This is a genomic window from Vibrio sp. S457-15 (genome assembly GCF_000960545.1).
Taxonomy (GTDB): domain Bacteria; phylum Pseudomonadota; class Gammaproteobacteria; order Enterobacterales; family Vibrionaceae; genus Vibrio; species Vibrio parahaemolyticus.
Window position 1 is genome coordinate 95,216 of record NZ_JYOQ01000177.1, and the last position, 25,012, is coordinate 120,227.

At 47.6% G+C, this 25,012-nt stretch carries 26 protein-coding genes; 17 read left to right on the forward strand and 9 right to left on the reverse strand.

The window, feature by feature from the left end; genetic code table 11:
- Positions 1-18: 18 nt before the first annotated feature.
- Positions 19-660 (reverse strand): DUF2959 domain-containing protein, encoded by a 642-nt coding sequence (locus UF05_RS20035; protein ID WP_005456820.1) that lies wholly within the window; start codon positions 658-660, stop codon positions 19-21.
- Between the two features lie 34 nt (positions 661-694).
- On the opposite strand from UF05_RS20035, the gene UF05_RS20040 reads away from it, so the two are divergent.
- The 3 genes from UF05_RS20040 (at position 695) to UF05_RS20050 (ending at position 3,071) form a co-directional block, all read left to right on the forward strand.
- Positions 695-1,639, forward strand: a complete 945-nt coding sequence (locus UF05_RS20040) for a virulence factor BrkB family protein (protein WP_005456793.1) — start codon at positions 695-697, stop codon at positions 1,637-1,639.
- Positions 1,611-2,045: a D-aminoacyl-tRNA deacylase gene (gene dtd / locus UF05_RS20045; protein WP_020839930.1), complete on the forward strand. Its 435-nt coding sequence runs from the start codon at positions 1,611-1,613 to the stop codon at positions 2,043-2,045. Before UF05_RS20040 ends, dtd begins: the two co-directional genes overlap by 29 nt.
- Positions 2,046-2,153: 108 nt before the next feature.
- On the forward strand, positions 2,154-3,071 hold the full coding sequence (locus UF05_RS20050; protein ID WP_005456791.1) for a bifunctional GNAT family N-acetyltransferase/hotdog fold thioesterase: 918 nt from the start codon (positions 2,154-2,156) through the stop codon (positions 3,069-3,071).
- Here the strand turns inward: UF05_RS20050 and UF05_RS20055 are convergent.
- The 4 genes from UF05_RS20055 to hslR form a co-directional block, all read right to left on the reverse strand.
- Positions 3,057-5,111, reverse strand: a complete 2,055-nt coding sequence (locus UF05_RS20055) for an AsmA family protein (RefSeq protein WP_045544783.1) — start codon at positions 5,109-5,111, stop codon at positions 3,057-3,059. The two genes, UF05_RS20050 and UF05_RS20055, sit on opposite strands and share 15 nt — an antisense overlap.
- 195 nt (positions 5,112-5,306) lie before the next feature.
- Positions 5,307-6,935 carry a phosphoenolpyruvate carboxykinase (ATP) gene (gene pckA / locus UF05_RS20060; RefSeq protein ID WP_045544784.1) on the reverse strand — a complete coding sequence of 543 codons (1,629 nt, stop codon included), beginning with the start codon at positions 6,933-6,935 and terminating at the stop codon, positions 5,307-5,309.
- A 336-nt stretch (positions 6,936-7,271) separates the two neighbouring features.
- Entirely contained in the window at positions 7,272-8,147 is an 876-nt protein-coding gene (gene hslO, locus UF05_RS20065; protein ID WP_005465326.1) for an Hsp33 family molecular chaperone HslO, read from the reverse strand.
- Between the two features lie 31 nt (positions 8,148-8,178).
- Positions 8,179-8,565, reverse strand: coding sequence for a ribosome-associated heat shock protein Hsp15 (gene hslR, locus UF05_RS20070; protein ID WP_005465328.1), 387 nt, complete (start codon positions 8,563-8,565; stop codon positions 8,179-8,181).
- Positions 8,566-8,820: 255 nt separating this feature from the next.
- Here hslR and gspC point away from each other — a divergent pair, with 255 nt between their 5' ends.
- The 12 genes from gspC to UF05_RS20130 all read left to right on the forward strand — a co-directional run bounded on the left by gspC (position 8,821) and on the right by UF05_RS20130 (position 20,138).
- Positions 8,821-9,744, forward strand: coding sequence for a type II secretion system protein GspC (gene gspC, locus UF05_RS20075; protein ID WP_005465330.1), 924 nt, complete (start codon positions 8,821-8,823; stop codon positions 9,742-9,744).
- Positions 9,745-9,780: 36 nt separating this feature from the next.
- Entirely contained in the window at positions 9,781-11,805 is a 2,025-nt protein-coding gene (gene gspD, locus UF05_RS20080; protein WP_020839932.1) for a type II secretion system secretin GspD, read from the forward strand.
- On the forward strand, positions 11,805-13,307 hold the full coding sequence (gspE, locus tag UF05_RS20085; RefSeq protein WP_005478662.1) for a type II secretion system ATPase GspE: 1,503 nt from the start codon (positions 11,805-11,807) through the stop codon (positions 13,305-13,307). Before gspD ends, gspE begins: the two co-directional genes overlap by 1 nt.
- The gene (gene gspF, locus UF05_RS20090; protein WP_005465194.1) at positions 13,307-14,524 is read left to right on the forward strand and encodes a type II secretion system inner membrane protein GspF; all 1,218 of its coding nucleotides are present in this window, start codon (positions 13,307-13,309) and stop codon (positions 14,522-14,524) included. Before gspE ends, gspF begins: the two co-directional genes overlap by 1 nt.
- Before the next feature lie 61 nt (positions 14,525-14,585).
- The gene (gspG, locus tag UF05_RS20095; RefSeq protein ID WP_005465191.1) at positions 14,586-15,029 is read left to right on the forward strand and encodes a type II secretion system major pseudopilin GspG; all 444 of its coding nucleotides are present in this window, start codon (positions 14,586-14,588) and stop codon (positions 15,027-15,029) included.
- A gap of 30 nt (positions 15,030-15,059) precedes the next feature.
- Positions 15,060-15,656: a type II secretion system minor pseudopilin GspH gene (gspH, locus tag UF05_RS20100; RefSeq protein WP_023624183.1), complete on the forward strand. Its 597-nt coding sequence runs from the start codon at positions 15,060-15,062 to the stop codon at positions 15,654-15,656.
- Positions 15,643-16,032 carry a type II secretion system minor pseudopilin GspI gene (gene gspI, locus UF05_RS20105; RefSeq protein WP_025622193.1) on the forward strand — a complete coding sequence of 130 codons (390 nt, stop codon included), beginning with the start codon at positions 15,643-15,645 and terminating at the stop codon, positions 16,030-16,032. Before gspH ends, gspI begins: the two co-directional genes overlap by 14 nt.
- Positions 16,019-16,702, forward strand: coding sequence for a type II secretion system minor pseudopilin GspJ (gene gspJ / locus UF05_RS20110; protein ID WP_020839934.1), 684 nt, complete (start codon positions 16,019-16,021; stop codon positions 16,700-16,702). Before gspI ends, gspJ begins: the two co-directional genes overlap by 14 nt.
- Positions 16,695-17,705, forward strand: a complete 1,011-nt coding sequence (gene gspK / locus UF05_RS20115) for a type II secretion system minor pseudopilin GspK (RefSeq protein ID WP_045544785.1) — start codon at positions 16,695-16,697, stop codon at positions 17,703-17,705. Before gspJ ends, gspK begins: the two co-directional genes overlap by 8 nt.
- Complete coding sequence (gspL, locus tag UF05_RS20120) at positions 17,674-18,876, forward strand: type II secretion system protein GspL (protein ID WP_025523023.1); 1,203 nt, start codon at positions 17,674-17,676, stop codon at positions 18,874-18,876. Before gspK ends, gspL begins: the two co-directional genes overlap by 32 nt.
- A 7-nt stretch (positions 18,877-18,883) precedes the next feature.
- A complete protein-coding gene (locus UF05_RS20125) occupies positions 18,884-19,375 on the forward strand; it encodes a type II secretion system protein M (RefSeq protein WP_005458943.1) in 492 nt (163 codons plus the stop codon).
- A gap of 1 nt (position 19,376) precedes the next feature.
- Positions 19,377-20,138 (forward strand): type II secretion system protein N, encoded by a 762-nt coding sequence (locus UF05_RS20130; RefSeq protein WP_021486905.1) that lies wholly within the window; start codon positions 19,377-19,379, stop codon positions 20,136-20,138.
- A 286-nt stretch (positions 20,139-20,424) separates the two neighbouring features.
- On the opposite strand, the gene cysQ is transcribed toward UF05_RS20130, so the two are convergent.
- From cysQ to UF05_RS20150, 4 genes are all read right to left on the reverse strand, one after another.
- Positions 20,425-21,252: a 3'(2'),5'-bisphosphate nucleotidase CysQ gene (gene cysQ / locus UF05_RS20135; protein WP_025518553.1), complete on the reverse strand. Its 828-nt coding sequence runs from the start codon at positions 21,250-21,252 to the stop codon at positions 20,425-20,427.
- A gap of 41 nt (positions 21,253-21,293) precedes the next feature.
- On the reverse strand, positions 21,294-21,863 hold the full coding sequence (gene nudE / locus UF05_RS20140) for an ADP compounds hydrolase NudE (protein ID WP_021448936.1): 570 nt from the start codon (positions 21,861-21,863) through the stop codon (positions 21,294-21,296).
- 220 nt (positions 21,864-22,083) lie between these two features.
- Entirely contained in the window at positions 22,084-22,668 is a 585-nt protein-coding gene (gene nfuA, locus UF05_RS20145; RefSeq protein WP_005458964.1) for a Fe-S biogenesis protein NfuA, read from the reverse strand.
- Between the two features lie 97 nt (positions 22,669-22,765).
- On the reverse strand, positions 22,766-23,491 hold the full coding sequence (locus UF05_RS20150; RefSeq protein ID WP_017449060.1) for an amidophosphoribosyltransferase: 726 nt from the start codon (positions 23,489-23,491) through the stop codon (positions 22,766-22,768).
- Between the two features lie 84 nt (positions 23,492-23,575).
- On the opposite strand from UF05_RS20150, the gene bioH reads away from it, so the two are divergent.
- On the forward strand, positions 23,576-24,343 hold the full coding sequence (gene bioH / locus UF05_RS20155) for a pimeloyl-ACP methyl ester esterase BioH (RefSeq protein WP_031818739.1): 768 nt from the start codon (positions 23,576-23,578) through the stop codon (positions 24,341-24,343).
- A 123-nt stretch (positions 24,344-24,466) separates the two neighbouring features.
- Complete coding sequence (locus UF05_RS20160) at positions 24,467-24,931, forward strand: hypothetical protein (protein ID WP_021486912.1); 465 nt, start codon at positions 24,467-24,469, stop codon at positions 24,929-24,931.
- Positions 24,932-25,012 lie beyond the last annotated feature (81 nt).

Here is a 25,012-nt window from a genome sequence, read left to right on the forward strand (position 1 = left end):
GGAGGAGGCCTGAATGATTTACTTTTGATTAAGCTTTTGCAGGAACTTATCCGATTCAGCGATCGCTTCGTTCATTTGTTTGATGGCAAATTGAATGTCTTTCTCTAAGCTAGAGAACTCGCCTTGCAAAGAACCAATCGCACTCGCGTTGAGGTTGTGTTTTAGATACAGCGTGTTATCACGCAGTGTGTTCAGCACAGGCGTCATCTTTTTCTCTGCGCGCTTCATTGCGCTGAGCATGGTTTTATAAGAGGCTTTGGTTTCACGCAGTTTTTGTTCGCTTGAGCGGCGCAGTTTCGCACTGGTGTACAAGTCCAACTCGCCTTGCCATTCTTCAAACAGTGCATCAGAGACATCTTCGATTGCAGCAATACGGTCACGCACATCTTGAGCGGCTTTTTCGCTGTCTTCGTATTTGTCATTGATGTTGTTGTAAACGCTTTCTAATTCACCACCGTCAAAATTGGTTAGTGCTGATAAGGCTTCAAGTGCGCTAGTGAATTCTTCTTGTGCTTCTTGTTGTGATTCTTTGGCATCTTCCACTCGGTCAACCATAATATCTCGTTTATGGTAGCCCACTTGCTCCATCGCAGAGTAATACGCAGATTGACACCCTGTTAAAGTGAAAATTGATAGTACAATTGCTAATAAATAAGGCATTCTTATGTCCTCGACGCTAATTATGGGATGAACTATGAACCAGTTATCAGAGAGTTACAAGGCGAGATTGAGCAATCTACTGCCAAGTTGCGTCGCGTTTTTTAAGTATCTTCTTAAGCGTTTGACGCATGATCGCGTTAATGTAAATGCTGGCTACCTTGCCTATATTACCTTGCTATCCATCGTGCCAATGTTAACGGTACTGTTATCAATATTGTCGAAGTTCCCTGTTTTCGCGAACGTTGGCGAAGTGCTGCAAGGCTACATCATCGAAAACTTTGTACCGGCATCTGGTGAGGCGGTGCACACGGCACTGCAAGAGTTTGTGGCGAATACTGGCAAAATGAGTGCCGTCGGTGGTGGCTTCTTGTTTATTGCTGCGCTGATGCTGATCTCCAACATCGATAAAAATCTAAACTACATCTGGCGAGTCAAAGACAAGCGCCGTTTGGTGTTCTCATTTTCGATGTATTGGATGGTATTAACGCTGGGGCCGATTTTAGTCGGCGCGAGTATTGCAGCAACGTCTTATGTCACGTCGTTACAAATCTTAGAAAATGAAACGCTGTCTGGCGCCTTCAATTTGTTCTTACGCTGGTTGCCGCTCTTGCTGTCATTTTTTGCATTTTTAGGTTTGTACATTCTGGTGCCAAACAAAAAAGTGCATTTAGCGCATGGTGCTGTAGGCGCCGCCGTTGCGGCGATACTGTTTGAATTAAGTAAGAAAGGCTTTGCCCTCTATATCACTCAGTTCCCGTCTTACCAGCTGATTTACGGCGCTTTAGCCGCAATTCCTATCTTGTTTGTCTGGGTTTACTTGTGCTGGATGATCGTCTTGCTGGGGGCAGAAGTCACCGCAGCATTGGGTGAGCAAGAGCACTGGAGTGAAGATCTAGACATGATACACTCGTCGGCTGAATCTCAGTTAGCAAATGAAGGAAGCGAGAGTAGTGATAGCGCTAATTCAACGAGTCAGTGAAGCGGCCGTTCGTGTAGACGGTGAAGTGGTTGGGGAAATCAATACAGGTCTTCTTGTCCTACTTGGTGTTGAGAAGGACGACGATGAAGCCAAAGCAAAACGTTTGATGGAACGTGTGACCACCTACCGAGTCTTTGAAGACAATGAAGGAAAAATGAACCTAAACGTCAAACAAGTGAACGGTAAGGTTTTGGTGGTGTCTCAATTTACGTTACCGGCAGATACTAAGAAAGGCACACGTGCAGGCTTTTCTCGTGGTGCGCATCCAGCCGACGCTGAACGTCTGTATGACTACTTTTCTGACTTGTGCGAGCAGGAATTGCCAACCGAGCGTGGTCGCTTCGCGGCCGATATGAAAGTGTCATTAATTAATGACGGCCCAGTGACTTTTTGGCTACAGGTCTAATCTGGCGTGGATACACCCATGGTCTAAGCTATATACCCAAGTGATTTGATTTTACTTGGGTATTTTCTCCCCAAGATTCTTACTGATTTGCACTTTCAAAGGATTGATATGTTCAAACTCATAACTCCAACAACCGAAAATCAACTTAACAAGTACTATCAATTTCGTTGGCAAATGCTTCGAGAGCCATGGCGCATGCCAGTGGGCTCTGAACGTGATGAATATGATGTGGTGAGCCATCACCGCATGATTGTGGATAGCCGTGGTCGTCCAATGGCGATCGGACGTTTGTACATTACTCCGGATAACGATGGCCAAATCCGTTATATGGCGGTGAAAGGCAATCGTCGCAGCAAAGGCATGGGCTCACTGGTGTTGGTCGCATTGGAATCGCTTGCACGCCAAGAAGGTGCGAAACGTTTGGTATGTAATGCCCGTGAAGACGCGATTGCGTTTTATGAAAAAAATGGTTTTGAACGTCGTGGTGAGTTGACCGATGAACGCGGTCCGGTGCGTCACCAACAAATGGTTAAGCCGCTTGATCCGATGGCGAATGTGTTACGTCGCCCAGAATGGTGCACGGAATTGCAGCAGCGCTGGGAAGCGCAGATCCCAATTGCGGACAAAATGGGCATCAAAATCAACCAATACACCGGTTATCAGTTCGAATGCAGTGCCCAGCTCAATCCGAATTTGAACCCGCACAATACGATGTTTGCTGGTTCGGCATTTACGTTGGCAACGCTGACGGGATGGGGAATGACGTGGTTACTGCTCAAAGAGCGCGGTTTGCATGGCGATATTGTTCTGGCAGACAGCTCGATTCGTTATCGTCATCCGGTGGAGCAAAATCCGGTGGCGAGTACCTCGCTTGATGGCATTAGTGGTGATTTGGATCGCTTGGCGTCAGGGCGCAAGGCGCGCATTGTCATCCATGTGGTGATTTACAGCGGCGATACGCCTGCGGTTGATTTCGTTGGCACGTACATGCTGTTGCCCAACTATTCGCAGCTACTCAGTTGCTAGTTCTTCTTCGGCTACGATCTCGTTCGTAGCCGGCTCTAACTCTTCTGTTATCTCCTCAACCAGCTCTTCTTCCGGTTGCTCTAGATTCGCCTCTGCAATGCCATGAAAGCTCGATTCCTCCAGCTGAGCATCGTTCGTTGGTACGTTCGGCGTTAAGTGGTCTGGCTGTTGTGGTGAGTCGCAGTCATTACGTGATATTTCACCATCGAGCAGATCGCCTATGATTATGCCGCATTGATCCTTGAGCTGGAATGTCAAACCGCTGAGTGGGTTGTTGGCCATGTCAAACTCGCCGCGAATCTGACCGGATATGACATTGCCGGAGATGGTTACAGGCTTGAGCGATACTGCGCCCCGCTGCGCGTGCACTCGAATAGGGGAAAACGTGATGCTCTTAAGCGACTTATCGGCTTGTGAGCGTAGTGTCGTTTCTCGTAGGTTTGCTTCCACTTGCCCCGTTAAGCTGTACGCCAACATGTTGTTGTCACCAGATAGACCTTGCAGGTCGAGATTGAGGTCAGAAAATCCATCTACCGCGAATACATCGGGCAGGTATGGGTGAAGCAGTTTGAGTGGAATGCCATCCGCACTCAGATTAAGCGCCCAAGGTTGGCTTGCCGTACTTAGATCAAGTTGACCAAAGCCTTCAATGTAACCTTGTTCTAGTGGGGCAAACAGACGTGAGAGTTGCCACAACCCTTGCTCACTTTGTGTCGAAATCGCAGCATGAGAAGACAGAACTTGGTCGTAGCTCGCATTCACGACACTCGCGTCGAGACTGCCATGCCATACGCTCCAAAAACGGTGCTGGCGCTTTAACTTTAGCGCTTTTCCTTCGACGTTTAAGCCAGAGAGTTGCCAGAATGGTTCGTGCGCTAATTGGATTATCTGACTACGTTCAATATCAAGTTTTTGGATATCCACTTCTTGTAATGCGCTAGTGGCGGCCTTCCACCAATCCTTGTTGCCATCAGACTGGATAGCCCATTTCAATCCTTGAATAGAAGCCGTGTCGAGTTGCCAGTGCGTCGGTTTGAATTGACCAGAAACCTGTACGCGGCCTTGCTGCCAATCTAGGCTCAGTTCTTGGAGCTGGATATTCTCGGGCGTGAAAATGGCGTTCAAGCGTGGCTCTATTGCGGTTTGCTCTTGGAAACGAACACTGTCAGCTTGTAAAGACACTTTGGCAGTGGCATTCCATAGAGACGCAGGCAGTGAGGCATCTTCAATGGACAGTTCAAGGTTTTGCCAGTGCCATTCCCCCCATTCAATATCGGCGTTAAGCAAGTCGAGGCTATTGATGTGGTTAATGGTGAACGGCAATTCTTGCCACGGTTTAGAGAGTAAAGATTGTCGCTGTGCATTGGTGATTGCCAACTTATCAATCGTGACATTGACCAAAGACCAGCCTTGCGGATATTGCTCACCTTGCCCTGAGATTTGGCTATTTCGCCATTTAAAAGACGTGCCATAGAGGGTGCTGTTTTGGGCTTGATAATCCACATCAACCAGTACTTTTTGTATCGCCTCACCGTGCCAATACATTTGCTCCGCAGAGGCCTGAATAGCGCCGTAAGGCCATAATTGTTGAGCGTTTAGCCAAGTAGGATCTTGGATTTGGATACTCAATCCAGTTACGGAAAAGCGCGCATCCGCGTAATCAATATTTTTCAGCGCAATCTGGTGGAACTGGATCGACTCTAAGTTAGGCCGTGTCGGTATGCCTTTTTTTAGACTCACCCCATCGATCAGCAAGCTATCGATAATCCATTTCCCATCTCGTCGTATGTCAGGGTTCAGCCACACGTCGACTTGTTCAATATAAGGCAGTTGAGCATCTTGGGAGCGAACGTTTTGCAGCGAAAGGTGGTAAGGGAAATCGTAATGAACGCGCTCCGCTTGGATCGGTAAGCCAAGGTAGGGTGAAACCCATTGCCATGTAGAATTGGCGTATGAGGTGGTTAACAGCGCAATAATGGTCGCCGGAAGGGCAATCAATACCACCAGTAAGAGAATTAGAATTCGACGCGCTGTTTTCATCCCTGCCAGAACCTGTAAGTGAAGTGTCGGAAAACTGATGAGGTCAGTTATACAAATAACCCAGTTAGGCTTTAGCTTGTATCAATCTGGTGTGGGATTCAATAAAAAGCCCCTCAAAAGAGGGGCTTGAAGAGCATTTTTGTAACTAAGTCACTGTTGTCATCAAATCACAGGTCACTCAGTTTTGCTTCGGTATTAGTCCAGTTGAGGACCAGCCGCAACCAGTGCTTTACCTTCCGCGGTGTCTGTGTACTTATCAAAGTTATTGATAAAGCGCTCAGCCAAGTCTTTCGCTTTGCTTTCCCATTGTAGTGGGTCAACGTACGTGTCACGAGGGTCAAGGATGCTTGGATCCACACCTGGTAGTGAAGTCGGTACTTCAAGGTTGAAGATTGGAATGTGCTTAGTTGGCGCATCTTCAATCGAGCCATCTAGGATCGCATCAATGATGCCGCGCGTATCTTGGATAGAGATACGTTTACCTGTGCCGTTCCAGCCGGTGTTCACTAGGTATGCTTCTGCACCTGCGGCTTCCATACGTTTTACCAGTACTTCTGCGTATTTAGTTGGGTGAAGTGTTAGGAACGCTGCGCCAAAACATGCAGAGAATGTTGGTGTTGGCTCAGTAATGCCTCGCTCTGTGCCAGCCAGTTTTGCAGTAAAGCCAGATAGGAAGTGGTATTTGGTTTGCTCTGGAGTCAACTTAGACACTGGCGGTAGCACGCCAAATGCGTCTGCCGATAGGAAGATCACTTTGTTTGCGTGACCGCCTTTTGATACTGGCTTAACGATGTTTTCGATGTGGTAGATAGGGTAAGAAACACGTGTGTTTTCTGTCTTAGAGCCGTCATCAAAATCGATAGAGCCATCGCTACGAACCGTTACGTTTTCTAACAGCGCATCACGGCGGATCGCGTTGTAGATGTCTGGCTCCGCTTCTTTCGATAGCTTGATGGTTTTTGCGTAACAACCGCCTTCGAAGTTGAAGACACCATCGTCATCCCAGCCGTGCTCATCATCACCAATTAGAGCGCGTTTAGGGTCGGTAGAGAGTGTTGTTTTACCTGTACCAGATAGGCCGAAGAATACTGCTACGTCGCCGTCTTTGCCCATGTTGGCACTACAGTGCATCGAAGCGATGTCTTTCAGAGGAAGGAAGTAGTTCATCATCGCGAACATACCTTTCTTCATCTCGCCGCCGTACCACGTACCACCGATCAGTTGTGTACGCTCAGTAAGGTTGAAGACCGTGAAGTTTTCAGAGTTCAGACCTTGCTCTTCCCATTTCGGGTTGGTGCATTTCGCGCCGTTCATTACTACGAAGTCAGGTTCAAACGTTGCAAGTTCTTCTTCGGTAGGACGAATGAACATGTTTTTTACGAAGTGTGCTTGCCATGCTACTTCTGTGATCACACGAATGCTCAAGCGAGTATCTGGGTTAGCACCACAGTAACCGTCAACGACAAATAGGCGTTTGCCAGACAACTGGTTAGTCACCAACTCTTTTAGGTCGTTCCACACTTCCTGAGTGATTGGCTTGTTGTCATTTTTTACGGTGTCAGAAGTCCACCACATATGTTCTTCTGTCGTCGCATCTTTAACGATGTATTTATCTTTTGGTGAGCGACCAGTAAAGATGCCTGTATCAACAGCAACCGCACCTAATTCAGTAACCACACCGCGTTCGTAACCAGTTAGGTCAGCGCGCGTTTCTTCCTCATACAGCAATTCGTAGCTTGGGTTGCGAACAACCTCTTTAACGTTATGCAGTCCGTGTTTGGTTAGATCAAGTGTTGCAGCCTTTGTATGTTCCATAACGGTCATAGGTGCTCCTTATAAGGATTTTTGTAGGGATTTTGTAAGAATGTTTTAATTTTTATCTGCTCACCATGCTAGCAACGGGGCGGGGAGAAAACAGGGAGATAGTTCAAAAATTGCCCATGATTTCATTAAGGTTTTAGGTAACCCGTCACATATTGGTGCGAATAGTTTATCGTGCGCGCAATCCTTTGCGCTAGGGCAAAACGATTATTAATTACTTAAAATTAAGCAGTTGTTTTATTACGTGGAAAGCTAGGTGTTACGGGGGGTAGATCACAAAAAGGCCAGCATAGTACTGGCCTTTTGTGGGTAAATTACGTGCTTGATAAGCTATAAAAATTAATGCAGCGTTTTATTGCCGCCTGAAGCTTGCGTATACAGTTCGGTAACTTCTGTTTCATCGAATGTATATGTTGTGCCACAGTAATCACAGTGTAAAGAAACCGATCCTACTTCAGCCAAAATGTCGTAAATTTCAGCTTTCTCAACGGTAATGATTGCCGCGCCGCTGCGCTCACGTGAACAGCCACAGTGGAACGCTACTGGTTGAGGTTCGTACACGCGTACTTTGTCTTGGTTGTATAGACGGTATAGTAGATCGTTCGCTTCTAGGCCAAACAGTTCTTCGTCTTTTACGGTGTTAGTCAGTTGCTCTAGGTGCTCGAAGTCATCTGGAGAACCAGTGCCATCAGGAATAACCTGAATAAGCATACCCGCCGCGTGCGGTTTACCTTCGAATTCGCCAGTGCGGATCCAAAGACGCGTTTTTAGCTGCTCAGAGTTAGCGAAGTAACCTTCTAGCACTTCCGTCAGGTTTTCACCTTCTAGACCAACCACACCTTGGTAGCGCTCGCCTTTTTTCGGCTCGATAGTGATAACTAGGTAACCTTTACCCATCATTTCGTGCAGGCTAGCGTCATCAGCGATGTCACCTTCCCAGCGCGCCACGCCACGAACTTGTTGGTTGTGGTCGCCATTGATTACTGCAAGAGAAACAGGGCCGTCACCTTGAAGTTGGATTGTGATTGAGCCTTCGAATTTAAGAGTTGCAGTCAAAAGAGTCGTTGAAACGAGTAGCTCACCCAACAGTTTTTGTACTGCTGCCGGATATTCCTTGCTGGAGATAATACGTTGGTACGCTTCATCCAATTGTACCAACTCGCCACGCACTGAAAGATCTTCGAATAGGTAGCGGTTTAAAACATTATTTGCCATGGAGTGCTTTCCTCGTCGGTAATTCCGGCTTTTATTGGTGTTTGAACTTAATGATGTCTCGGCGCTGCTTTTTATCTGGGCGGCGTTCCGGACTAGGGTTGTGGGCGTTAAGTTTGCGTTGTGTCGCGTGTTCCTCACGTTTCGCTATACTTTCATTAGTTTCGCGATACAGGGTCTGTGCGACAGGGGCGCCTCGTCGTTGATCAGAAATCTTTTCGATAATGACGGTTTTTTCTTCGTTGCCTTGACGAAGTCTGATCTCAGCGCCCAACTCAACGATTTTACTCGGCTTGCTTCGTTGGCCATTATAGTGGACTTTACCACCATCGACCATATTACGAGCGATAGAGCGGGTTTTATAAAATCTTGCGGCCCATAGCCATTTATCTAGCCTAACGGCTTCATTTAGGGAACTCATAGAACACTACGCTATCTAATCACTGCCCGAATGTGGCAATGAGTGCTGGATTATTCACCTACAGATGGAGTCAAGGCGTATTTTTTTCAAGGGAGTTGGCAAAAACTGCATAAGAAAAAGGTATGAAAAGGAAGTTGTGATATAGTTCACTGCTCTTTGTTGAGTAATAATTTTATTGCAAATTTAGCAATTTAGAGTCGATAGTTATATTTTTATAGCCCAATTGACTAACGTTAGAATAAAGGAATCAATTCAGTGAAGCGTTTAGAGCTAAGTGCAGGATTATCAAGCAGACCGCTACTGGCTCAGATCAAGTCCAACCACCACGCAATTCAAGCGAAGCTCAGTTTGCTACTTACTTGCCTATTTATTGCGATAACTGGGTGGATACTCGGTAAAGTGGTGTGGTTAGCAATCCCTCAAACGTCTGATGTGCCAAAATGGAGGCCGTCGGCGGGTAATGTTATTGCCAGCAATAAATCGAATACGATTGATTTCAATGCCCTTCAAAGCGCCAACTTATTTGGCAAATACACCGAACAAAAGCCTGTGGTCGTTGAGCAACCTGTTGTGAAAGACGCCCCAAAAACACGCCTGAATCTTACCCTTGTTGGCGCCGTTGCTAGCAGCAATCCTCAAACCAGCTTAGCGGTGATCGCTAACCGTGGTAAGCAAGCGACCTACGGAATTAGCGAAGAAATTGAAGGTACGCGTGCCACACTAAAAGCGGTGTTGGTCGATCGCGTGATCATCGATAACGAAGGCCGAGATGAAACTCTAATGCTGGAAGGCGTTGAGTATAAAAAATTGTCAGAATCGCCGCAGGCTACTCGAGTGCAAGCTGCACAGAAAGAACCTGCGTCAGACGTGAGTGACAAACTAGAGCAAATCCGAGAGGAGATTGCGAAAGATCCACAGAGTGTCTTTAAATACATCACCATTTCTCCAGTGAAAAAAGACGACGCCATTATTGGCTACCGAGTTTCTCCGGGTCGTGATGCGGCGTTATTTAATGATGTGGGTCTAGAACCTGGTGATATTGCGGTGCAACTTAATGGGATCGATTTAAGTGATCCATCTTCTTCAGTACAACTGATGCAAGTGATGAGCGATCCGCAAGAACTGAATTTGACTGTTGAGCGAGATGGTCAGCAGTACGACATCTATATCCAATTGTAATACTTAGGCAACCAGCGTAAGTTCAGGGAGACATACGTGAAACATTGGTTTAGCAAAAGTGCTTGGTTACTGGCAGGGAGTCTACTCTGCGTTCCAGGCGCGATGGCAAATGAATTTAGTGCGAGTTTCAAAGGCACTGACATTCAAGAATTCATCAACATTGTTGGTCGTAACTTAGAAAAGACCATCATCGTTGACCCTTCGGTGCGCGGTAAAATCGACGTTCGCAGCTACGACGTGTTAAACGAAGAGCAATATTACAGCTTCTTCCTTAACGTGTTGGAAGTGTACGGCTATGCAGTCGTAGAAATGGACAACGGCGTACTCAAAGTCATCAAAGCAAAAGACTCTAAGACCTCTGCAATCCCTGTTATGGGGGATGGTAGCGCAAAAGGCGATAGCGTCATCACTCGCGTGGTTGCTGTGCGAAATGTCTCTGTTCGTGAATTGTCACCGCTATTGCGCCAGCTGATTGATAATGCCGGTGCGGGTAATGTGGTTCATTACGATCCAGCTAACATCATCCTGATCACCGGTCGTGCAGCGGTAGTAAACCGTCTAGCAGAAATCATCAAACGCGTTGACCAAGCTGGTGACAAAGAGATCGAGCTAGTAGAGCTTCGCAATGCCTCGGCTGCTGAAATGGTTCGTATCGTAGAAGCCCTGAACAAAACGACCAACCAAAAGAGCACGCCTGAGTTTCTTGAACCAAAAATCGTCGCGGATGAGCGTACGAACTCGATCCTGATTTCTGGCGATCCGAAAGTACGTGCACGCCTGAAACGTTTGATTCGTCAACTTGACGTAGAAATGGCAACGAAAGGTAACAACCGAGTGGTTTACCTTAAGTATGCAAAAGCAGAAGACCTAGTTGATGTACTGAAAGGTGTCTCTGACAACCTGCAAGCCGAAAAACAAGCGGGTCAAAAAGGTGCATCCAGTGCACAACGCGGTGAAGTCGTGATTGCGGCTCATGAAGCAACCAACTCACTTGTTCTGACTGCGCCGCCAGATATCATGATGGCTTTGCAAGACGTAATTTCTCAATTAGATATTCGCCGTGCTCAGGTTCTGATTGAAGCCTTGATTGTTGAAATGTCCGAAGGTGATGGTATTAACCTAGGCGTTCAGTGGGGGTCACTAGAAACGGGTGCCGTGATCCAGTACGGCAACACAGGTGCGCCAATCGGCCAAGTCATGGTTGGTTTGGAAGAAGCGAAAGACGTTACCAAAACGGAAAGCTACTGGAATAGTGACACGAACAAGTGGGAAAACCGTCAGTACACTGAAGAAGGTGACTACTCAACACTTGCATCTGCTCTTGGCGGCGTAAATGGTGCCGCAATGAGCATCGTGATGGGTGACTGGACGGCGCTAATTAGTGCGGTTGCTTCGGATTCCAACTCAAACATCCTGTCTTCTCCAAGTATCACTGTGATGGATAACGGCGAAGCCTCATTCATCGTGGGTGAGGAAGTGCCTGTTATTACTGGCTCGACTGCTGGTTCAAACAACGACAACCCATTCCAAACCGTTGATCGTAAAGAAGTCGGTATCAAGCTAAAAGTTGTACCGCAGATCAACGAAGGTGACTCTGTTCAGCTAAATATTGAACAAGAAGTCTCTAACGTATTGGGTGCTAATGGTGCCGTTGACGTTCGTTTCGCTAAGCGCCAGCTTAACACTTCCGTGATGATCCAAGATGGCCAGATGCTGGTGCTAGGTGGCTTGGTTGATGAACGTGCACTAGAAAGTGAATCGAAAGTGCCACTGCTTGGTGATATTCCAGTATTGGGTCACTTGTTCAAATCAACCAGTACACAAACTCAGAAGCGCAATTTGATGGTCTTCATTAAGCCAACCATCATCCGTGATGGTATGACCGCAGACGGTATCACTCAACGTAAATACAACTTTATTCGTGCCGAGCAACTGTACAAGGCTGATCAAGGTTTGAAGTTAATGTCGGACGATAAAATTCCTGTAATGCCTGCATTTGGCCAAGATCGTAAGCATCCTGCTGAAATCCAAGCGTTTATCGATCAAATGGAAAAGAACTAATGGTAGATATGTTAGACACTGCGCCAAGTATGCGTCGTCTGCCATTCAGTTTTGCCAATCGCTTTAAACTGGTTTTGGAGACAGAGCATCCTGAGCGTCCTCCAATTCTTTACTACGTGGAGCCGCTAAATCCAGCGGCTCTGGTTGAAGTACGTCGCGTGCTTAAGCGCAGTTTCGTGCCTCAAGCCATCGATAAAGAATCCTTCGATAAAAAGCTGACTGAAGCGTATCAACGTGATTCATCAGAAGCTCGTCAATTGATGGAAGATATCGGTGCCGACAGTGACGATTTCTTCTCGTTGGCAGAAGAGCTACCGCATGACGAGGATTTGTTAGAGTCGGAAGACGATGCGCCAATCATCAAATTGATCAATGCCATGTTGGGTGAAGCGATCAAAGAAGGTGCGTCCGATATCCATATCGAAACGTTTGAAAAGACGCTTTCTATCCGCTTCCGTGTCGACGGCGTTCTGCGCGAGGTCTTGACGCCAAGTCGTAAGCTTGCGCCGTTATTGGTGTCTCGTGTGAAAGTTATGGCGAAGCTCGATATTGCTGAAAAGCGTGTGCCTCAAGATGGTCGTATCTCACTACGTATTGGTGGCCGAGCGGTCGACGTGCGTGTTTCTACCATGCCATCCTCTCACGGTGAACGAGTGGTAATGCGTCTGTTAGATAAAAACGCAACGCGCCTTGACCTGCACAGTTTGGGCATGACTCCTTCGGTACACGACAACTTCCGTCACCTCATTGGTCGCCCACACGGCATCATCTTGGTGACCGGCCCTACGGGTTCTGGTAAATCGACCACTTTGTACGCCGGCTTGCAAGAAATCAACAGCAACGAGCGCAACATTCTGACGGTGGAAGACCCAATCGAATTTGATATCGATGGCATTGGCCAGACTCAAGTTAACCCGAAAGTCGACATGACATTTGCGCGTGGTCTACGTGCGATCTTACGTCAGGACCCGGATGTGGTGATGGTGGGTGAGATCCGTGACTTAGAAACCGCGCAAATTGCGGTGCAAGCGTCTTTGACTGGTCACCTGGTAATGTCGACGCTGCATACCAACACCGCTGTTGGTGCGATCACGCGTCTGCGTGATATGGGTATTGAACCATTTTTGATCTCCTCTTCACTGCTTGGTGTGCTAGCGCAGCGTCTGGTTCGTACGCTCTGTTCTGACTGTAAAGAACCTTACGAAGCGGACAGCGAACAGAAAAAATTGTTTGGCATGGCAGAAAGTGAATCGCTCATTCTACATCGTGCGAAAGGCTGTGAAGCGTGTAACCAAAAAGGTTATCGCGGACGTACCGGCATTCATGAATTAGTGCTTGTCGATGAAACGGTTCAAGAGCTGATTCACCGCGAAGCAGGTGAGCAAGAAGTGGAAAAAGCCGTTCGTAATCATACGCCAAGTATTCGCAGTGATGGTCTAAGCAAAGTACGTTGTGGTATTACGTCACTTGAAGAAGTGATGCGAGTGACGAAGGAAGCGTAATGGCTGCATTTGAATACAAAGCGCTGGATGCAAAAGGCAAACAAAAAAAAGGCACGATTGAAGGGGATAATGCTCGTCAAGTGCGCCAACGACTGAAAGAACAAGGGATGATCCCTGTTGAGGTCGTGGAAGCCAAAGCAAAGGCGGCTAAGTCTTCAGGCTCAGTGGGCTTCAAACGTGGTATCAAAACGGCTGAACTGGCTTTGATCACGCGTCAACTATCCACACTTGTTCAATCAGGTATGCCTCTTGAAGAGTGTCTTCGAGCTGTTTCTGAACAAGCAGAAAAGCCACGAATTCGCACCATGATCGCTGCAGTTCGCTCCAAAGTCACCGAAGGTTACCCATTGGCAGATAGCCTAGGTGATTATCCACACGTCTTTGACGAACTGTTTCGCTCTATGGTCGCCGCGGGTGAAAAATCTGGACACCTTGATACGGTTTTAGAGCGCTTGGCGGAGTACGTCGAAAACCGTCAGAAAATGCGTTCTAAGCTGTTGCAAGCGATGATCTACCCTGTCGTGTTAGTGGTGTTTGCGGTGGCGATTGTCTCGTTCTTGTTGGCGACCGTGGTACCCAAAATCATCGAGCCGATCATTCAAATGGGGCAAGAGTTACCACAGTCAACGCAATTTTTGCTGGCGGCTAGTGAGTTCGTCCAAGAGTGGGGGCTGATTATCTTTGCCGTGCTAGTAGTTTGTTTTTATGGCTTAAAACTGGCATTGCAAAAACCAGATTTTCGCTTGTCTTGGGACAGAAAAATCATCAGCTTGCCGCTCGTTGGTAAGATTTCTAAAGGTCTCAATACCGCTCGTTTCGCTCGTACCTTGTCGATTTGTACTTCAAGTGCGATCCCAATTCTTGAAGGGATGCGAGTGGCAGTTGATGTGATGTCGAACCGTTACGTAAAGCAGCAAGTGTTGATTGCTGCAGACAACGTCCGTGAAGGGGCAAGCTTGCGTAAAGCTCTGGATCAAACCCGTCTATTCCCACCGATGATGCTGCATATGATCGCTAGTGGTGAGCAGAGTGGTGAGTTAGAAAGCATGCTGACGCGTGCGGCGGACAACCAAGACCAAAACTTTGAATCTACGGTCAATATTGCGTTGGGAGTGTTCACTCCTGCCTTGATCGCATTAATGGCTGGATTGGTGTTATTCATTGTCATGGCGACCTTGATGCCGATGCTAGAAATGAATAACTTGATGAGCGGATAATATTCGAATTAAGGCGTGTCTAAATTAAGACGTGGCTTGAATCTAACTTTCGGAGAAAAAAATGAAATTTAAGCGTAGTAAGCAACACGGTTTCACACTGTTAGAAGTGATGGTAGTTGTTGTTATCTTGGGTATTTTGGCAAGTTTTGTTGTTCCAAACTTGCTAGGCAACAAAGAAAAGGCAGACCAACAAAAAGCGATCACTGACATTGTGGCGTTAGAGAATGCGTTGGATATGTACAAACTAGACAACAGCGTGTACCCAACGACAGACCAAGGTCTAGACGCATTGGTTACTAAGCCTTCTAACCCAGAACCGCGCAACTACCGTGATGGTGGTTACATCAAGCGTCTTCCAAATGACCCTTGGGGTAATGCATACCAATACCTAAGCCCTGGTGACAACGGCACGATTGATATCTTCACTCTAGGTGCGGATGGTCAAGAGGGCGGTGAAGGTCCAGCAGCGGATATTGGCAACTGGAACATGCAAGACTTCCAATAAAATGAGCGCAAGCCAGCACTAATGAAACAAATGCGAAAACATAACGGTTTTACATTAATAGAAATCCTATTGGTGCTGGTTTTGCTATCTCTTACCGCGGTGGCGGTGATCACTACGTTGCCTACCAGTCAAAAAGACCTCTCTAAACAATACGCGCAAAGTTTCTTTCAGCGTTTGCAGTTGCTTAACGAAGAAGCCGTACTCAGCGGTAAAGATTTTGGTGTGCGTGTCGACGATACCAAAAAGACCTACACCCTGCTTAGCTTGACCGCTGAAGGCTGGAAGCCGCTAGAAATGAAGCAAATTCCAAGCAAAACCAAATTAGAAGATGACATTGCATTGCAATTGGATCTAGGTGGCGGTGCTTGGGATAAAGACGATCGTTTGTTTGAGCCGGGTTCACTGTTTGAAGACATGTTTGCCGACGAAACTGAAGAAAAGAAAGTGAAACCACCGCAAGTCTTCATTTTCTCGAGCGCAGAAGTCACGCCGTTTACCTTGTCTTTTTTCCCACAAAAAGGCGATGCGTTTAACGATGGTTGGCGAGTGATCGGAAAAGAGAGTGGGCAAATTCTGTTGGTAGCGCCAGGTGAAGAAGTGGAAGAGGATGCGAATGCGCAATTTTAAGCAAACTCAACCAAACTTAAACCATCGTCGAGTGCGAGGGATGACGTTGCTTGAAGTGTTGGTTGCACTGGCTATTTTTGCCACCGCAGCGATCAGTGTGATTCGCTCAGTGAGTCAACACATCAACACAGTCAGCTACTTAGAAGAAAAGATGTTTGCAGCAATGGTTGTGGATAACCAAATGGCGAATGTGATGCTAGATACTGGCGCGCTGAAAGCCAAGAATGGTACCGAAGAGCTAGCAGGGCGTACATGGTATTGGAAAGTCACGCCTGTAGCCACCACGCAGCCATTGCTGAAAGCATTTGATGTAAGTGTCGCGACCGCGAAAAACGCGAGTCCAGTTGTTACGGTAAGAAGCTATGTGGCGCAGTAAACCCAATCGCGCAAATAAGCGCCGCGCAGCAAAAGGTTTTACACTCATTGAAGTGCTGGTGTCGATAGCGATCTTTGCCAGTTTGAGCGTGGCGGCATACCAAGTGGTGTCGCAAGTTCAGCGCAGTAATGAGTTGTCGCAAGAGCGAACTCAGCGTTTGAATGAACTGCAACGCGCCATGGTGATGATGGATAACGACTTCCGCCAAATGGCATTGCGTCAAACGCGTACCAACGGCGAAGACCCTGCCGGGCAACTGATCTTTTGGTCGGATTATTTACTCGATTCCGACGCGAAAGGCCTAATGTTTGCACGTGTGGGTTGGCATAACCCGCAGCAACAGTTCCCGCGTGGTGAAGTGACTAAAGTGGGCTATCGCGTTAAAGAAGAAACCTTGCAGCGTGTTTGGTGGCGTTATCCAGATACCCCTGTTGGGCAGGAAGGCATTGTCACTCCGTTGCTGACGCAGGTGGAATCTTTCGACATGCGTTTTTATGACGGTAAACAGTGGAAGAAAGAGTGGGACAGCAATAAAGAGTTGCCGAAAGCTGTCTCAGTTGTCTTGAAGTTGAAGGATTACGGTGAAATTGCGCGCACGTATCTAACGCCAGATGGCAAGCTTGCAGAAAGTGAAAGAAACAAAGCATCGGAGGGCAACAACAATGGCTAATCGTCAGCGTGGTGTTGCTTTGATTATTGTACTGATGTTGTTGGCTATTATGGCGACCATTGCTGCCACCATGTCTGAACGTTTGTTTTTGCAGTTTCAGCGCGGTTCAAACCAAATCCATTACCAGCAAGCATATTGGTACAGTGTTGGTGTTGAAGCCTTGGCTGAAGTGGGTATCGAGCAGAGCTACAAAGACAGCGATACCATCAACCTCAGCCAACCTTGGGCGATTAAAGAACAAGTGTACCCATTGGACTATGGTCAAGCTGCAGGACGTATTATGGATAAGCAAGCGTGCTTTAACCTCAATGTGTTAAGTCGAGTGCAGCCGACCGGACAACAAACCACTCGACCATATTTGGTTCAAGTGCTGCAGCATTTGTTGGAAGAATCGGATGTAGAGCCGTATCAAGCGGAAGTGATTGCCGATTCCACTTGGGAATACATTGATTCAGACAGCACAGTACGTTCAACCACTGGCGTGGAAGACAGCACCTACGAATCGATGAAACCTTCGTATTTAGCGGCTAATGGTTGGATGGCAGACAAAACTGAACTGCGCGCGGTATATCAAGTGAGTGGTGAAATTTATCAAAAGATTGAGCCCTTGGTATGTGCGATCCCAAGTGATGATTGGCGTTTAAACGTCAACACGATAGAGGTGGAACAAGCGCCGATTTTAGTCGCTATGTTTTCACCGAACTTGAGCAGCAGCGATGCGGTTCAACTGATAGAAAAGCGTCCCTTCGATGGTTGGGACAGCGTAGATGAATTTCTAGCGGAGTCAGAATTAACTGGCTTGAGCGATGATGTAAAGAAAAACGCCAAAGGTTATTTAGGAGTGGATAGCTCCTTCTTCGAATTGGATGCACAAGTGTTGGTGGATGATTCACGAGTACGTATCCGAAGCCTTTTGCAAAGTACAAATAGAGAAACGGTGACGGTCGTTCGCCGTCGTTTTGGAGGGATCAGTGAGCGAGTTTCTGACCGTTCGGCTGAGTAGCGAACAACAAAGTACCATTCCTTGGGTGGTGTGGTCGACAGAACAACAGGAAGTGATTGCCAGCGGTGAACTTGCCGGATGGGAACACTTGGATGAGTTGGTATCGTATGCCGGCCAGCGCCAAGTCATCGCTTTACTAGCGAGTAATGATGTGGTGTTAACTCAGGTGGACATTCCGCCTGGTGCCACACGTCAGTTCGACAGCATGTTGCCTTATTTGATTGAAGATGAAGTCGCGCAAGATGTGGATAGCTTGCACTTCACCGTATTGGGTAAGCAAGCGGATAAAGCACAAGTGTGTGCGGTCGAGCGCGCATGGGTACAAACCGTGCTACAGCGTTTTGCTAGCCAAGGGTTGACCATCAAACGCATCTTGCCAGATGTATTGGCATTGCCTGTCAGTGATGACAACAGCAGTGCGGCACTGATTGGTGAGCAATGGCTAATTCGTCACTCAGAGACGGAAGGCGCGGTGGTGGATTCGGCGTGGCTGGATCTTTACCTCTCTTCTTACCTGCAAAACCATGAAGGTTGGCAACTCGATTGCTACAGTTCCGTGCCAGAATCGACTGTTGAGAGTGTATGGGTTCCTAAGCCAGAAGAAATGACGATGGCGTTGCTCGCAAAAGGCGTCGCGAGTAGTAAAACGAACCTGTTAACTGGCGAGTTTAAGCCGAAGTCTTCTTGGGGTAAGTACTGGAAAGTTTGGCAAAAGGCGGCTATCGCTGCGGGCGTTTTGTTAGTGGTGGTCGTGGCTCAGCAACTTCTCGTCGTCCACAAGTACGAGGCGCAAGCACAAGCCTATCGTGAAGAAAGCGAACGTATTTTCCGTCAGGTTTTCCCAAACAAGAATCGAATTCCGACCGTAAGTTATTTAAAGCGTCAAATGACAGATGAAGAGCGCCGTTTATCTGGTGGCTCAACAGATGTTGCGATGTTGTCTTGGCTTGCTGCCTTGCCAGCAACGCTTGGTCAGGTGAAAGATCTAGAAATCACCAGCTTTAAGTATGACGGCCAACGTGGTGAAGTGCGCATTCACGCACGTAGCTCAGACTTCCAGCCTTTTGAGCAGGCACGTGTGAAGTTGGCTGAGAAGTTTAATGTTGAGCAAGGTCAGCTTAATCGCAGCGATAACGTTGTGATGGGTAGCTTTGTGTTGAAGCGTCAGTGAGGTGATGATGAAGAATTTAATTTCTCAAGCGCAAGCTTGGTGGAGTGGCATCTCTCAGCGTGAACAACGACTTGTGCTGGGCTGTGGTGCATTCGCCATCCTTGGCATTCTTTACTGGGGGCTGCTGCAGCCGATGAGCCAACGTGCAGAGTTGGCGCAATCTCGTATCCAAAGTGAAAAGCAATTGCTTACATGGGTACAAGACAAAGCTGATGACATTACCGCATTGAGAAAAAGCGGGGGTGTCAGTTTTTCCAATCAGCCACTTAACCAACTTGTCTCTTCATCAGCGCGCCGTTTTAAGGTGGAACTGATTCGTGTGCAACCACGCAACGACAGTGTGCAAGTGTGGATTAAACCGCTCGCATTCAACCAGTTGGTGGATTGGCTACGCTACTTGAAAGAGCAGCAAGGCATTGAAGTTGAATTTTTAGACATCGATCGTACAGACCAAGCGGGCATGATTGATGTGAACCGTCTGCAATTTAAGCGAGGTTAAGGTGAAGCGAGCAGTACTTTACGTTGTAATCTTTATCGTTTGTTTTTCTGTTAGCTTGATCATGGGGTTACCTGTTTCTTGGGTTCTCCAGCAAGCCCCCACTGTGAAAGGGCTCGACATACAAGGTGCTCACGGTTCCGTTTGGCAAGGTCAGGCTTCTAGCGTGCGTTGGCAGCGTCAAAACCTAGGGCAAGTGAATTGGGATTTCCAATGGTCTAGCTTGTTTACCGGCAAAGCCGAATTTTCGGTACGTTTTGGGCGCGGCAGCGATATGAACATTCGCGGTCGAGGTTTAGTTGGATACAGTCTCAGCGATGGCCCTTACGCGGAAAATTTGGTTGCGTCGATCCCGGCATCGAAAGCCGTCGAACAAGCGCGCCTGCCGGTGCCTGTTGGTGTTGATGGCCAGCTGGAGTTGAACATTCGTCATGCGACTTACGCAGCTCCGTGGTGTAAAACTGGTGAAGGCACATTGGTTTGGAGTGCCAGTGGCATCCAAAGTCCAGTGGGAAGCTTAGAGCTCGGCCCTGTTATTGCTGATTTGAAATGCCAAGATAGCGTGCTAACTGCATCAGGTGAGCAAACCAGTAAGCAAGTTTCCTCGGCGTTTTCAGCGGAGCTGATGCCGAATCAACGCTATTCAACGAAAGCGTGGTTTAAACCTGGCGCAGATTTCCCATCAAGCATGGGGGAGCAGTTGAAATGGCTTGGACAGCCAAACGCACAAGGCCAATACGAGTTTGACTACAAAGGCCGATTCTAATCTCGATCCAACGTAATACAGAAAAGAGCTGCCAATGTGCAGCTCTTTTTGCTTTTGGATCATAGTAGGCCAAACCCTCTATTCGCTGTACGTAAATAAACGAGGGCCAAAGCTGATTATTTAAGTTTTTGTATTTTAATGGAATTGTGTGATTTTGTGCAGTTTAATTAGCTTTAGGTATATGGTAGGTCAAATACTGTTAAAGCTGCTCATGCGGGAAAAAGAAAAGGCCGTGAACGGAATTCACGGCCTAATGATACAAGTTGAGTTACGCAAGTATAAGTACTTAATCTTTGCGTTGCAGGATGTTATCCCAAGGCAAATTCGTATCGCCCAGCACGATAAAGTTCGGGTTCTCTAGCGTTTCCCGTTCGTTGTAAGACAAAGGTTCGAGGTGAGTGCTGAGAATGCGTCCGCCGGCTTCTTCCACGATGCATTGCGTTGCTGCTGTATCCCATTCGCCAGTAGGGCCCAAACGTAAATAGCAATCGACCGCTCCTTCCGCCACCAAACACGCTTTTAGTGCTGCAGAACCGAGAGGAATTAAGTCGTAGTTCCAAGCGCTGCTCATGCGGCTGGTGATGCGATTAATGTCTTGGCGACGGCTGATAGCAATGGCAATGTTTTGTCCTGCTTGTTCATGTTTGTGCGTGTGGATTTTCACGCTTTCAGACATGTCTGGGATTTTCCACGCACCTTTGCCGCTGTATGCGTAATACGTGACGCCAGAAACAGGCCCATACACCACGCCCATCGCTGGCTTGTTGTTGTCAATTAATGCAATGATGGTCGCAAAGTCGCCACTGCGTGCGATGAATTCTTGTGTGCCATCTAGTGGATCGACCAACCAATAACGCTGCCATTGTGCGCGCTGCTCTAAGCTGATGTCGGCGGCTTCTTCAGACAACACGGGGATGTCTGGCGTCAGTTCACTTAAACGTTCAGTGATGAGTTTGTGCGCGGCAATATCGGCGCTTGTGACCGGTGTTTCATCACTTTTGGTGTACGCTTCATATTGCTTTTTCTCGTAGATATCGAGAATCATTTGTCCCGCACTGCGGGCAATTTCGATAACTTGAGGAAGCAGGTGAGATAGATCTTTTGTCATTGGCATAGGTGATAGTCCTTACTCACAATATTTGTCGGTTTACACCGTTATTGATTGTTGTTGTGAGTGGTGTTTGGTAAGTGTTTCAGTGCCAACATTAACGCCGTGATGCTTCGTGCTTCACAGAAGTCCAAATGCGTTAATAGCTCTTCGGCTTGTGCGAGTGGCCAGCGCACAATTTCTAACGGCTCTGGTTCGTCGCCTTCTTGCTTTTCAGGGTATAGCGATTGACCTAGAAACAGCGTCATCTTGCTCGAAAAATAAGAAGGAGCAAGGATCACTTGTTTTAACGGGGTGAGTTCCTTACAACCAAAACCAATTTCTTCTTTTAGTTCGCGGTCAGCGGCCTGATGTGGCGTTTCACCGGGATCGATAAGACCTTTAGGAAAACCCAGTTCGTAACGCTCTGTACCAGCAGCGTATTCACGTACCAACAGTAAATCGCCCTGCTCGGTTATCGGTACAACCATTACGGCATCGCGGCCACTTGGCTTCATGCGCTCATAAGTGCGATGCTCGCCATTGGAGAAGCGAAGGTCGAGGGCTTCCACAGCAAACAGTTTTGATCGTGCGACCGTCTGACAAGAGAGAATCTCTGGTGGGGTCCTTTTCGACATGGCGCTGACTCCTTGGTGTCGTTGGCTTTTGTAAGGTGCGTAAGATTCTTAATATATGAGAACTCTGCAAGAGTTGCTAGTTTGATTTCATCGCTTCGGCAGTGTTCGCTCGATAACCTTGAAAGAGGTCGTGTGTGACGAAGAATCTCACGTGTTTGATGGATTGTTCAGATACAAAAATGGGAGACCAAAGCCTCCCATTTTCACCGACGATAAGCTCTTAGTAGTAAGAGTGGTCACCACGGTCGTGTTCTGTTGCATCTCGAACTGCTGTTAGCTCACCAACGAATTGGTTTAGTAGCTCTTTCTCGATGCCTTCTTTTAGTGTTACGTCAACCATTGAACAACCATTACAGCCGCCACCGAATGCAACGATAGCTACGCCTGCTTCAGTAATCTCAACCAAGTTCACATGACCGCCGTGGCCAGCAAGCTGTGGGTTAACTTGAGTTTGGATAACGTACTCAACACGCTCTACAAGTGGCGCATCGTCCGACACTTTACGCATTTTTGCGTTTGGTGCTTTCAATGTCAGTTGAGAACCCATTTTGTCGGTAACGAAGTCGATTTCAGCGTCTTCAAGGAAAGGTAGGCTTAGCTCATCCACGTAAGCTGAAAAACCTGCGTAAGGGATCTCAGTGTCGGTCGCTTCAACCGCTTCTGGTGGGCAGTAAGATACGCCACACTCAGCGTTTTGTGTACCTGGGTTCACAACGAAAATACGAATGTTAGTGCCTTCTGGCTGTTGGCCTAGAAGGTTAGCGAAATGCGTTTGCGCAGTTTCTGTAATAGTAATATTTGACACGACGAATACCTGAGTAATTTTGTAGGTTACTGCTGCTATTCTACTCCTGTTGACGTATGGGTCTAGTCTTTTTGATGCTAAGGCATGGCGAAGCGAACTAGACAGCACCAGGAGCAGGGGTTCTGCAGATGCAGTAAATATCGACGGTTTCTACGCCAACTTCAAGTAGTAAATGACATAATTGTCGAACCGTGCTTCCCGTCGTGACCACATCATCTACGATTGCGACGTGGTTATACTTTGGTGGCTGATTTAAGGTGAAAGCGCCTTTTAAATTCTGTTCTCGGCTGGATTTCTTGTACCCACGCTGCGACTGGACGTGTTTTACGCGGCGAAACACGTGATTATCAAACCTCACATTAAGGTGACCAGCCAAATGTCGCGCCAGTATGTCGCTCTGATTAAAGCCTCGATAAAAGTAGCGTTGCCAGTGCAAAGGCACTGTGGTGATAAGAGGAGCGGGAGTTGAAATGCGCTGGGCAAGCAATTGCGTTAAAGCGCGAACATGCCATGTTTGTCCGTGATCTTTGAAGCGTTGTACTTCTCGAGACAGCGGAAAATCGTAGTCTCCCAAGGTAAATAGCCGTTGCCAAGGGGGAGGCTCGGAGAGGCACTCGCCGCAAATACTCTCTATATTCGCTTCCTCTGCTTTTAAGCTCAATCCACAACGTTGGCAGCGTTTTACTGGCGTAAGATATTGATAACAGTGATCACACCAACGCAGCGCATTGGGTTGAGCGGCAGCCAGAATCGGGAAGCGACATAAACCGCATTGACTGCTGAGCACACGATGCATGATGTTTTGCCAGTGATGAGATAACATACCGCTTATTCAAGGTTAGATTTTGCACAGCCTAACGCTTGAGTGAAGCGATAAGGAATAAAATAAGTGGGAGAGATTGAGAGCATGAGCACGAATTTACACTGGCAGTCGTTCGGTCAGGGACCGGATTTGGTGTTGCTGCATGGCTGGGGGATGAATGGCGCGGTTTGGCAGCAAACGGTCGAATCTCTGCAGGCGGATTTTTGTGTCCATGTCGTCGATCTTCCTGGATACGGCTTTAGCGCTGAGCATCATGGTGAAGACCTCGCACAAATCGCTGCCATGGTACTAAAAGACGCGCCAGAGAAAGCAGTGTGGCTAGGTTGGTCGTTGGGTGGTTTGGTTGCCACGCACATTGCGCTCAATGCTCCTCAGCGAGTGAGTAAGCTGATCACCGTCGCCAGCTCACCAAAATTTGCCGCAGAAAAACCGTGGCGCGGCATTCAACCGAATGTACTGAGCGCGTTCACCTCTCAGTTACTAGAAGACTTTTCACTGACCATTGAGCGCTTTATGGCGCTGCAAGCCATGGGAAGTCCGTCTGCACGTAAAGATGTTAAACTACTCAAACAAGCGGTGCTATCGCGTCCTCAGCCGAACCCAGAGTCACTATTGGTTGGCTTAAATATTTTGGCGGATGTTGATCTGCGTGATGCTTTGATTTCCCTGACCATGCCAATGCTACGCCTTTATGGTCGCTTGGATGGTTTGGTGCCGATTAAAGTGGCGACCGATCTCAGCCAGCAACTGCCCCATACGCAACAGTTTGTCTTTTCTCAATCTTCTCATGCACCGTTCATGACCGAACATGATGAATTTTGTGCGCAAGTTCGAGATTTCGCTCGGGATTAAAATCGCGCAGTGAAAAAGGCTAAAGTTGATTAAAATTTGGCCGATATAATTGTCGGTAAGGTTTTATTCGTAAATAAGGCCAAGCCATATTGACGAGTTGGGCGACTCTGAGGAGGGTTCGCAATGATTGTGTCACCGACCAACGTAGGTGTGCCACTGATCGCCCCATCCGTTAATGTGCAGACGGAACAAGCTGCTCGTGACAACAGAGTCCGAGAACCTGTGACGCCGACGGTCGCATTGGCAAAAACCAATGCCGAGCGCAAAGTAAAAAGTGATGAAAAGCGACGACGTCAGTCCTCTTGGGATCCCTCTGAGCATCCCGATTACGAAGTGGACCATGAAGTTGATGCGCGTTATCACGAGGAGCCGGAAAACACGCTTGAAAGGCTTTTCGATTTACTGGCACTGAAATCGTACAGTGAAGATCAGGGAAAGGGCTATGCGATACGCTTTCGTTTACCGAAGCGCATTTTGGATGCTGCGATCAACCAAGGATTGATGGAAAAGCGCAGGAAGGTGATCAAATTTCATTATGGTCATTCGGTCGTGCCCCATACCCCGTCAGAAGTGATAGCAGTATTATGACGAATCAATATCCTATCCAATAAAAACGCTCCAATCAGCATGACTGACTGGAGCGTTTTCTTCTGGATGCTTGAAGCCGTC

Bases quoted from the DNA above. Each gene is read 5' to 3' on its own strand.
- UF05_RS20035 (WP_005456820.1), bottom strand. From the start codon at position 660: ATGCCTTATTTATTAGCAATTGTACTATCAATTTTCACTTTAACAGGG.
- UF05_RS20040 (WP_005456793.1), top strand. From the start codon at position 695: ATGAACCAGTTATCAGAGAGTTACAAGGCGAGATTGAGCAATCTACTG.
- UF05_RS20050 (WP_005456791.1), top strand. From the start codon at position 2,154: ATGTTCAAACTCATAACTCCAACAACCGAAAATCAACTTAACAAGTAC.
- UF05_RS20055 (WP_045544783.1), bottom strand. From the start codon at position 5,111: ATGAAAACAGCGCGTCGAATTCTAATTCTCTTACTGGTGGTATTGATT.
- pckA (WP_045544784.1), bottom strand. From the start codon at position 6,935: ATGACCGTTATGGAACATACAAAGGCTGCAACACTTGATCTAACCAAA.
- hslO (WP_005465326.1), bottom strand. From the start codon at position 8,147: ATGGCAAATAATGTTTTAAACCGCTACCTATTCGAAGATCTTTCAGTG.
- hslR (WP_005465328.1), bottom strand. From the start codon at position 8,565: ATGAGTTCCCTAAATGAAGCCGTTAGGCTAGATAAATGGCTATGGGCC.
- gspE (WP_005478662.1), top strand. From the start codon at position 11,805: ATGGTAGATATGTTAGACACTGCGCCAAGTATGCGTCGTCTGCCATTC.
- gspF (WP_005465194.1), top strand. From the start codon at position 13,307: ATGGCTGCATTTGAATACAAAGCGCTGGATGCAAAAGGCAAACAAAAA.
- gspG (WP_005465191.1), top strand. From the start codon at position 14,586: ATGAAATTTAAGCGTAGTAAGCAACACGGTTTCACACTGTTAGAAGTG.
- gspH (WP_023624183.1), top strand. From the start codon at position 15,060: ATGCGAAAACATAACGGTTTTACATTAATAGAAATCCTATTGGTGCTG.
- gspI (WP_025622193.1), top strand. From the start codon at position 15,643: ATGCGCAATTTTAAGCAAACTCAACCAAACTTAAACCATCGTCGAGTG.
- gspJ (WP_020839934.1), top strand. From the start codon at position 16,019: ATGTGGCGCAGTAAACCCAATCGCGCAAATAAGCGCCGCGCAGCAAAA.
- gspK (WP_045544785.1), top strand. From the start codon at position 16,695: ATGGCTAATCGTCAGCGTGGTGTTGCTTTGATTATTGTACTGATGTTG.
- UF05_RS20125 (WP_005458943.1), top strand. From the start codon at position 18,884: ATGAAGAATTTAATTTCTCAAGCGCAAGCTTGGTGGAGTGGCATCTCT.
- cysQ (WP_025518553.1), bottom strand. From the start codon at position 21,252: ATGCCAATGACAAAAGATCTATCTCACCTGCTTCCTCAAGTTATCGAA.
- nudE (WP_021448936.1), bottom strand. From the start codon at position 21,863: ATGTCGAAAAGGACCCCACCAGAGATTCTCTCTTGTCAGACGGTCGCA.
- UF05_RS20150 (WP_017449060.1), bottom strand. From the start codon at position 23,491: ATGTTATCTCATCACTGGCAAAACATCATGCATCGTGTGCTCAGCAGT.
- bioH (WP_031818739.1), top strand. From the start codon at position 23,576: ATGAGCACGAATTTACACTGGCAGTCGTTCGGTCAGGGACCGGATTTG.
- UF05_RS20160 (WP_021486912.1), top strand. From the start codon at position 24,467: ATGATTGTGTCACCGACCAACGTAGGTGTGCCACTGATCGCCCCATCC.